General features: G+C 67.4%; 8 protein-coding genes. 1 reads left to right on the forward strand and 7 read right to left on the reverse strand.

The window, feature by feature from the left end:
* Positions 1–16 precede the first annotated feature (16 nt).
* Positions 17–1,390, reverse strand: a complete 1,374-nt coding sequence (gene hemN, locus ACH2CY_RS16410; protein WP_395020387.1) for an oxygen-independent coproporphyrinogen III oxidase — start codon at positions 1,388–1,390, stop codon at positions 17–19.
* A gap of 67 nt (positions 1,391–1,457) precedes the next feature.
* Positions 1,458–1,991, reverse strand: a complete 534-nt coding sequence (locus ACH2CY_RS16415) for a GNAT family N-acetyltransferase (RefSeq protein WP_395020388.1) — start codon at positions 1,989–1,991, stop codon at positions 1,458–1,460.
* Positions 1,992–2,014: 23 nt separating this feature from the next.
* On the opposite strand from ACH2CY_RS16415, the gene ACH2CY_RS16420 reads away from it, so the two are divergent.
* A complete protein-coding gene (locus ACH2CY_RS16420) occupies positions 2,015–2,377 on the forward strand; it encodes a hypothetical protein (protein WP_395020389.1) in 363 nt (120 codons plus the stop codon).
* Between the two features lie 27 nt (positions 2,378–2,404).
* On the opposite strand, the gene ACH2CY_RS16425 is transcribed toward ACH2CY_RS16420, so the two are convergent.
* From ACH2CY_RS16425 to groL, 5 genes are all read right to left on the reverse strand, one after another.
* Positions 2,405–2,773, reverse strand: coding sequence for a DUF1850 domain-containing protein (locus tag ACH2CY_RS16425; RefSeq protein WP_395020390.1), 369 nt, complete (start codon positions 2,771–2,773; stop codon positions 2,405–2,407).
* Positions 2,770–4,869, reverse strand: coding sequence for a TRAP transporter permease (locus ACH2CY_RS16430; protein WP_395020394.1), 2,100 nt, complete (start codon positions 4,867–4,869; stop codon positions 2,770–2,772). Before ACH2CY_RS16430 ends, ACH2CY_RS16425 begins: the two co-directional genes overlap by 4 nt.
* Positions 4,870–4,874: 5 nt before the next feature.
* Positions 4,875–5,831, reverse strand: a complete 957-nt coding sequence (locus ACH2CY_RS16435; protein ID WP_395020391.1) for a TAXI family TRAP transporter solute-binding subunit — start codon at positions 5,829–5,831, stop codon at positions 4,875–4,877.
* A 210-nt stretch (positions 5,832–6,041) separates the two neighbouring features.
* Positions 6,042–6,782 (reverse strand): tetratricopeptide repeat protein, encoded by a 741-nt coding sequence (locus ACH2CY_RS16440; protein ID WP_395020392.1) that lies wholly within the window; start codon positions 6,780–6,782, stop codon positions 6,042–6,044.
* Positions 6,783–6,959: 177 nt separating this feature from the next.
* Positions 6,960–8,362 (reverse strand): chaperonin GroEL (gene groL, locus ACH2CY_RS16445; protein ID WP_395020393.1); only part of this gene is annotated, 1,403 nt, incomplete at its 5' end.

An 8,362-nucleotide genomic window follows, 5' to 3' on the forward strand; every position in this document is an offset into this window, starting at 1 on the left:
AACCGAGATAAAAGGTCTAGACGGCCCGGCTGTGACGGCCCGGTCCGGCCTGCAGATAGGCGTCGAAAGCCGCCGCGACCAGCCGGGCCAGGGCCTGGCCGGTTTCGGTCAGGCGCAGGGTATTGCCGGACAGCGTGGCGATCCCATCGCCGATCAGCGGGGCGAGCCGCGCGCGCTCGGCCGGGAACTGCGCGTTCGGCAGGGCGAACTCCACGGCCAGCGCATCGAGATCGAGCACGCCCGTGCACATGATCCGCTCGATCGCCGCGCGGCGCCAGCGATCCTCGGCGGTGAGGGCGATCCCGCGCTGCGTCGCCAGGCGGCCGGCATCGACGGCGCGGCGCCAGAGCGGAATGTCGGCGGCGTTCTGGGCATATCCTTCCGCCGTTGCGCTGATCGCCGAGGGGCCGAGCCCGATCAAGGTCGTGCTGTCGTCGGTGGTGTAGCCCTGGAAGTTTCGCCGCAGCTGCGCCTGGTCGAAGGCGATCGCCAGCGGATCTTCGGGCCGGGCAAAATGATCGAGCCCGATGCGCCGATAGCCGGCGGCCTCGATCTGCCGGGCGGCATTCGCGGCCAGCTCCGCGCGCAACGCGGCGTCGGGCAGGGCAGCCTCCGCGATCCGCGACTGGTGCTTCTTCATCCAGGGCACATGGGCATAGCCGAAGACCGCGAAGCGATCGGGCCGGAGCGACAGGGCCTGGTCGATCGAATGCCGGAATCCCGCCCGGGTCTGATAGGGCAGGCCGTAGATCATGTCGAAGTTGATACCGCTGACGCCGATCCCGCGCAGGTTCGCGACCACGTCCTGCACCAGCTCGAACGGCTGCTCGCGGTTGATCGCCTGCTGCACGACCGGATCGAAATCCTGGATGCCGAGGCTCGCGCGCTTCAGGCCGGCGGCCTGCAACGCGGCGAGCAACTCGTGGCTGACGCCGCGCGGGTCGAGCTCCATCGCGATCTCGCTGGCGGAATCGAAGTCGAACAGCTGCCGCAGCCGGTCCATCAGCCGCGTGAAGTCCGCCGGCGAGAGGACGTTGGGCGTGCCGCCGCCCCAGTGCAGTTGGCCGACCCGGCGGCGGCTCTGCAAAGCCTCGGCCACCAGCTCCGTCTCGCGGATTAGATGCGCGACGAAATCCTCGACCGGAGCGTAGCGCGCGACGATTTTGGTGTGGCAGCCGCAGTACCAGCACATCTGCCGGCAATAGGGCACATGGATATAGAGCGAGACCGGCGCCGCGGGGTTGCTGGCGGCGAGCCAGGCCTGCTGCTCACGGGCCCCGATGCCGGCATGGAAATGCGGCGCGGTCGGATAGCTGGTATAGCGCGGCACCGGCCGGTCGTGTTTCAGGGCCAGGGCCTTGGCAGTCTCGGCGGAATCGGTCTCGGTCACGGGGTGCCTCGCGGAAAGCCGTCCGGGGCATGATCGCGGCGCCGGTCCGGCGCTTCCTTGACTTGAATCAATCCGCGGCGGATCGCCGCGCGACCGGGAATTCGAACAGCGGCAGCATGCGGTTCGGCACGACGCCGGAAGGCGCCTCGCCGCAGCGGCGCGCGCCCAGCTTCTGGTAGAAGGCGGCGGCGTTGGGGTCGGACAGGATCGAGACATGGTGGGCGCCCCGGTCCGCCGCCAGCGCGATCGCGGCGTCGAACAGCGCGCGCCCGATCCCGCGCCCCAAGCTCTCCGGCGCCACGAAGAGATGGCTGAGCTCGCACCAATGCGGCCGACGCAGCGGCACGATCGCGGCGACAGCGCAAGGCTGCGCCGCCGCGGATGCGACCAGGACGGAGCCGGCCGCGATCTCGGCTTCGCCGATCCGGAGCAGCCGCGCGGCCGCGGCCATGAAGACAGAATCGTAGCCCCAATGCGCCTTCGACCGGATGCAGAGCGCCGTCAGGATCGACCCTTCCCCGGCCTGGGCGGGGCGTATGATAAGATCGGCTTCGGGCATCGACACGCAGGACGGCTGGCGGGCGTTCTCTCGGCTCCCCATATACTCCCTTCGAGGAGATTGTCATGGGCAAAGCAATAATCGGGTGTTGGCTGGTCGGCGCCGCGGTGGCGTTGCCGCTGCTCGGCGCCGTGCCGGCCGTGGCGCAGGAGACGCCATCCCAGTTCGATGCCGCCAATGCCGAGGCGCGCCGCTACAGCGAGATCCAGAACCGGCTGCGCAACCAGGCCCATGATCTCCGCAACGATCGGGCCAGGGGCCTGCTGCAATGCCAGGGTGCGGGCGCGGCGGCGGCACAGAATGCCTGCGCCGGCAATCTCGAGTTCAACCTGCGCCGGCGCGGCCTCGAGCTCAACAACCAGAGCATCCAGCAGCAGAACAGCCACAACCTGATCCTGAAAGGGATCGGCGTGCACCGCGTGCCCTGAGGCTGACGCGCCGGGTGCCTCAGACGCTCAGGGACAGGCGGACAAGACCGCGGGCGACTGCGCCGACCCCGGCGTCTCCGGCAAATCGCGGCAGGATCCGGCGAAGCAGATCTGCCAATCCCCGGCGGTCATCCCCGACCGGGCGAGAACCAGGCTGGGCTGCGGCGCAAGATCCGGATGGTAGCGCCAATATCGCCCGTCGAACCGTGCACCGTTGGGAACCTCCATGCCGGCGCCGGATCCCTCGATGCGCGCTTCCAAGATCTCCAACCCGTTCGGCGTCACCCGCCAGTCTTCTTCCCACCGGGTCTTCTCGACCGAATGGGTCCAGCCCAGCGTGAAGGCGCTGGTCGCGTAAACGATCTTTGCGCCATCCAGCAGGAGGCACAGGCTCACGCCGGCCTCTCCAGGCGCGTCCGTCGACGCAGGCGCCAATAGTGCTGCGCCACGAAAACTGCCGACAGGAGGAATCCGATCTCGTCAGTCAGCGGCAGCGCGAGCACCAGGCTGAAGGCCGCGGCCGTCGCCAGCAGGCGTTCCCACCAGCCGAGCGGCGCCGCCAGGAAGCCGATCGCCGCGGCGCCCCAGAGCGCAATCGCGATGCAGGCCTTGAACACGATATAGGCGACCGCCAGCGGGAAGCCGATCTCCTGGGCGAGCGGGCCGCCGTCCTGCAGCATCAGGGCCGGCGCATAGACCGCCATGAACGGGATGACGAAACCGGCCAGCGCGATCTTCACCGCCTGGATGCCGATCTTCAGCCCGGATTCCTTGGCGATCGGCGCCGCGGCGAAGGCGGCGAGCGCCACCGGCGGTGTCAAGTCGGCGAGGATGCCGAAATAGAACACGAACATATGGCTGACGATCAGCGGCACGCCGAGATGCAGCAAGGCCGGCCCGGCCAGCGAGGAGGTGATGATGTAATTCGGGATCGTGGGGATGCCCATGCCGAGGATGAGGCAGGTGATCATGGTGAGAACCAGCGAGAGGAACAGGCTCTTCTCGCCGATCGAGACCACGAAATCGCCGAAGGTGGTCGCGGCCCCGGTCAACGTCATGGTGCCGACGATGATCCCAACCAGCGCGCAGGCGACGCCGACGGGGAGGGCGGTCTTGGCGCCTTCCGCCAGCGCGTCGCGGGCGAGCAGCAGGGTCGCGCGCCCGCCGCGGGTGACGACATTCAGGGCGATCAGCAGCGCGAGCATCGCGCCGATGATCCAGACTCCGAACTTCAGGAAGGTCGCCGCCGCAAGACCGAGCACGACCCAGAACAGCACCCGCCAGGCGAGGCGGGGGAGCGGCCGCGCGATCGCGCCGCCGAGCAGCAGCATGGCGGTCAGCGCCAGGCCGATGGTGCCGGAATAGAGCGGCGTGTAGCCGTCGAACAGCAGATAGACCAGGGCGGCGAGCGGCAGGACGAGGTACCAGCCCTTGCGGAGTGCGGCGCCGGCGGAGGGGCACTGATCCTTGGGCAGGCCGAGCAAGCCACTGCGCCCGGCTTCGAGATGCACCATCCAGAATGCGGAGCCGAAATAGAGCAGCGCCGGGATCACGGCGGCCTTGGCGATCTCGGCATAGGGGACGCCGATCGTCTCCGCCATGATGAAGGCGACGGCGCCCATCACAGGCGGCATGATCTGGCCGCCCATCGAGGCGGTCGCCTCGACGCCGCCGGCGAAGGCGGGGCGATAGCCGAAGCGCTTCATCAGCGGGATGGTGAACTGGCCGGTGGTCACAACATTGGCGACGCCCGAGCCCGAGATCGTGCCCATCAGCCCGGAGGCGATCACCGCCACCTTGGCGGCGCCGCCCTTGGCATGGCCCACCATGCCCAGCGAGACGTCGGTGAAGAGCTGGATCATCCCGGTCCGTTCCAGGAACACCCCGAACAGGATGAACAGGAAGATGTAGCTCGACGACACGTAGGTCGGGATGCCGTAGATGCCCTCGGTGCCGTAGGCCATCTGGTCGACGATCTGCTCGAAATCGTAGGGCCGGTGGTCGAGCGGCGCCGGCAGGTGCTCGCCCCACAGCGCATAGGCGAGGAAGACGCCGCTGATGATCGGCAGCGAAGGTCCCATGATGCGCCAGGCGGCGACAAACAGAACGGCGAGCGCGGCCAGTCCGGCGACGATGTCGAGCTGCGTCGGATCGCCGGCGCGCACCACCAGGTCTTCGTAGAAGATCCACTGGTAGAGCCCGACGGCGAAGCCGATGATTCCCAGCGCCCATGAGGCTGCCCGTATCGATCTTTCGGCCAAGGCGGCCACGAATGGCAGCCCCAGCAGCATCAGGAAGCCGACATGGAGGGCGCGCACGACCTGGCTCGGCAGGTTGAGGACGTGCGCCGCGGTCGCCAGCTGATACAGCGAGAAGACGACCGCGATCCAGAACAGCAGCCGGCCCTCGCGAGTCTTGGCGAAATCCGCCCCCAGCGGCCCGGCGTGCCCCTCCGGCGATGACGCCGCGGGGGACGCCGGCGCCACGGCCATGGGCGTCACATCACGCCTTTTTCCTTGTAGTACTTCTCGGCGCCGGGATGCAGCGGGATCGGCATGTCCTTGGCCGCGGTCTCGAGCTTGATGTCGGCGGCGGCCTTGTGCGCGGCGACCAGGTCCGGCAGGTTCTCGAACAGCTGCTTGGCCATCTGATAGCCGAGATCCTCGGAGACGCCGTCATGCGTCACCAGGAAATTGATCACCGCCGCGGTCGGCACGTCTTCGGCCTGGCCGTCATAGGTCCCGGCCGGGATCGTCTTGGCGACATAGGGGGCGCCGAGCTTGGCGATGACCTCGGCGGGGACCGCGACCATCTGGATCGGGACCGAGGTCGCGAGATCGCGGATCGAGGCCACGCCGAGGCCGGCGGATTGCAGGGTCGCGTCGAGCTGGCGGTTCTTGATCAGCTCGACCGATTCGCCGAACGGCAGGTACTCGGTCTTGCCGAGATCGTCGTAGCTCATGCCTGCGGCGCCCAGGATCGCCCGCGCGTTGAGCTCGGTGCCGGATTTCGGCGCGCCGACCGAGAGGCCCTTGCCCTTGAGGTCGGCCAGCGTCTGGATGCCGGATTCCTTCGAGGCGACGATCTGGATGTAGTTGGGGTAGATGGCGGCGATCCCGCGCAGCTTGTCGAGCTTGGCTTTGAACCCCGCTTCTGCGTCGCCTTCCCAGGCGAGCTTCACGGAATCGCCCAGGGCGAACGCGATCTCACCCTTGCCGGCCTGCAGCAGGTTGAGATTCTCCACCGAGGCCTTGGTCGCCTGGACCTGGGTGCGGGCTTCGGGAATCTTGTCGCCGTAGATTTTGGCGAGCGCAGCGCCGAGGGGATAGTAGACCCCACTGGTCCCGCCGGTCAGGATGTTGACGAACTGGCTGGCCAAGACCGACGGCGCCTTTGCGACCAACGCAAGGCCGGCCGTGCCGGCGACGAATCCACGACGGGTGATGAAGGTCATCCTGTCCTCCCTGATGCGTTTTCTTTGGATCCGGCGATCGCGAAGGGATCCGGTGCGATGGCGCTTATGCCCGGAACGCCCGCCGGGACGGAATTATCGCCGAGATCGCGCGGCGTGGCACCCCTTGATTTGGCTCAAGGGGCCATTTTCGGGTTGCGACTTTAGTCTAGATCAGCAGCGGTCCACCGCGGCCTGCGCCTCTGGGCGACCTCAGCCGATGGCGGCGAGCGCCTTGCGCGAGAGCTTGGCCCATTCGCGCTCGGCGTCGTTCACCTTGAAGCGCTTGGCGTGGTCGAGGACCCGTTCGAGCTCGGTCTTGGCGCGGCTCTGTTGCCCGTCGCGCCACAGGATTTCGGCATAGCGATAGCGCGCCTCGAGGCCGACCGAATGGCTGAGCAGGCTTTCCAGCTCGGCCAGTGCCGCAGCCCGGTCGCCGCCGGCATCCGCGGCGCGGGCGCTCAGGATCGCGACTTCCTGGCGATAGTAATCCGGATGGTGGCTCCTGAGCTCGGCGAGGGTCGCGCGGGCCTCGTTCGGCTGGTTGTTGAAGTAGTAGGCGCGGGCGAGGCCCAGCAGCAGGTCCGGCGCGTTCTGGTACTGGCCCTCGCGGGCGCCGCGATAGATCCGGATCGCCTCGTCGAACATGCCGCGCTCGGTGCATTCGGCCGCGAAGCTCACGCGGTTGGCGATGCTGCCGCAGACTTCCATCTCGGCGGCGCGGCGCTGCAGCTCCTTGTCGGGGGCGATCGCCTTGGCGATGTCGCTGCCGAACTTGAGCACGCTCCTCTGCTCGCGGCTACCGGGCACGACCTCGTAGAGGAAGTAGAACACCGATCCTAACAACGGGAACAGCAGGATGCAGAGGATCCACCACATGGGCCGGCTGTGCCGCAGCACATGGATGATCGTGAAGATGTCGAGCGCCAGAACGGCGATGCCAACAATCGGCATGGTCTTTCCCCCAAGACCTGCGAACCTGAAGTCACGAAACTGCAACCGGCGGTGCAGCTCGAGCCTTCCTATACCATCTGGACGGCAGAGAGAGAAGAGGCCCGCAAAGCAGAAGGGCCCGCATCCTTCCGGATGCGAGCCCTTCGCTTAGACGAATGAGCTAAGGAGCGTCTGGACTTAGAAGTCCATGTCGCCCATGCCGCCCATGCCGCCGCCCGGGCCGCCCATCGGGGCGGACTTCTTCTCCGGACGCTCGGCGATCATCGCCTCGGTGGTGATCAGCAGGGCCGCGACCGAGGCCGCATCCTGCAGGGCGCAACGCACGACCTTGGTCGGGTCGATGATGCCGGACTTCACCATGTCCACGTACTCACCGGTCTGGGCGTCGTAGCCCCAGTTGGTGGACTTGGACTCGAGGAGCTTGCCGGAGACCACGGCGCCGTCGACGCCGGCGTTCTCGGCGATGAGCTTCACCGGGGCGAGGATCGCACGACGGATGATGTCCACACCGACCTTCTGGTCGTTGTTCTCGAACTTCACCTTGTCGAGCGCCTTCACCGAGTAGAGCAGGGCCACGCCGCCGCCGGCGACGATGCCTTCCTCGACCGCGGCGCGGGTCGCGTGCATCGCGTCATCGACGCGATCCTTGCGCTCCTTCACCTCGACTTCCGAGCCGCCGCCGACGCGGATGACCGCGACGCCGCCGGCCAGCTTCGCCAGACGCTCGGCGAGCTTTTCCTTGTCGTATTCGGAGGTCGTCTCTTCGATCTGGGCGCGGATCTGCGAGCAGCGACCCTCGATCTCCTTCTTCTTGCCGGCGCCGTCGACGATCGTGCTCTCTTCCTTGGTGATCACGACCTTCTTGGCCTTGCCCAGCATGTCGACGGTCACGCTCTCCAGCTTGATGCCCAGGTCTTCGGAGATGACCTGGCCGCCGGTGAGGATCGCGATGTCCTCGAGCATCGCCTTGCGGCGATCGCCGAAGCCCGGAGCCTTCACCGCCGCGACCTTCAGGCCGCCGCGCAGCTTGTTGACGACGAGCGTCGCCAGGGCCTCGCCTTCCACGTCCTCGGCGATGATGAGGAGCGGACGGCCGGACTGAACGACGGCTTCCAGGATCGGCAGCATCGGCTGCAGGCTGCTGAGCTTCTTCTCGTGCAGGAGGATGTAGGGGTTCTCCAGCTCGGTGGTCATCTTCTCCGCATTGGTGATGAAATACGGGGAGAGATAGCCGCGGTCGAACTGCATGCCCTCGACGACGTCGAGCTCGGTCTCGAGGCCCTTGGCCTCTTCCACCGTGATCACGCCCTCGTTGCCGACCTTCTGCATCGCCTTGGCGATCATGTCGCCGATCTCGCGCTCGCCATTGGCCGAGATGGTGCCGACCTGGGCGATTTCGTCCGAGGTCGAGACCTTCTTGGAGCGCTTCTGCACGTCGGCGACCACCGCCGCGACGGCGGTGTCGATGCCGCGCTTCAGGTCCATCGGGTTCATGCCGGCGGCAACCGCCTTCACGCCCTCGCGGACGATCGCCTGCGCCAGGACCGTGGCGGTCGTGGTGCCGTCGCCGGCCATGTCGT

This window comes from Dongia sp. (assembly GCF_041905885.1).
In the GTDB taxonomy this organism is placed as follows: Bacteria; Pseudomonadota; Alphaproteobacteria; order Dongiales; family Dongiaceae; genus Dongia.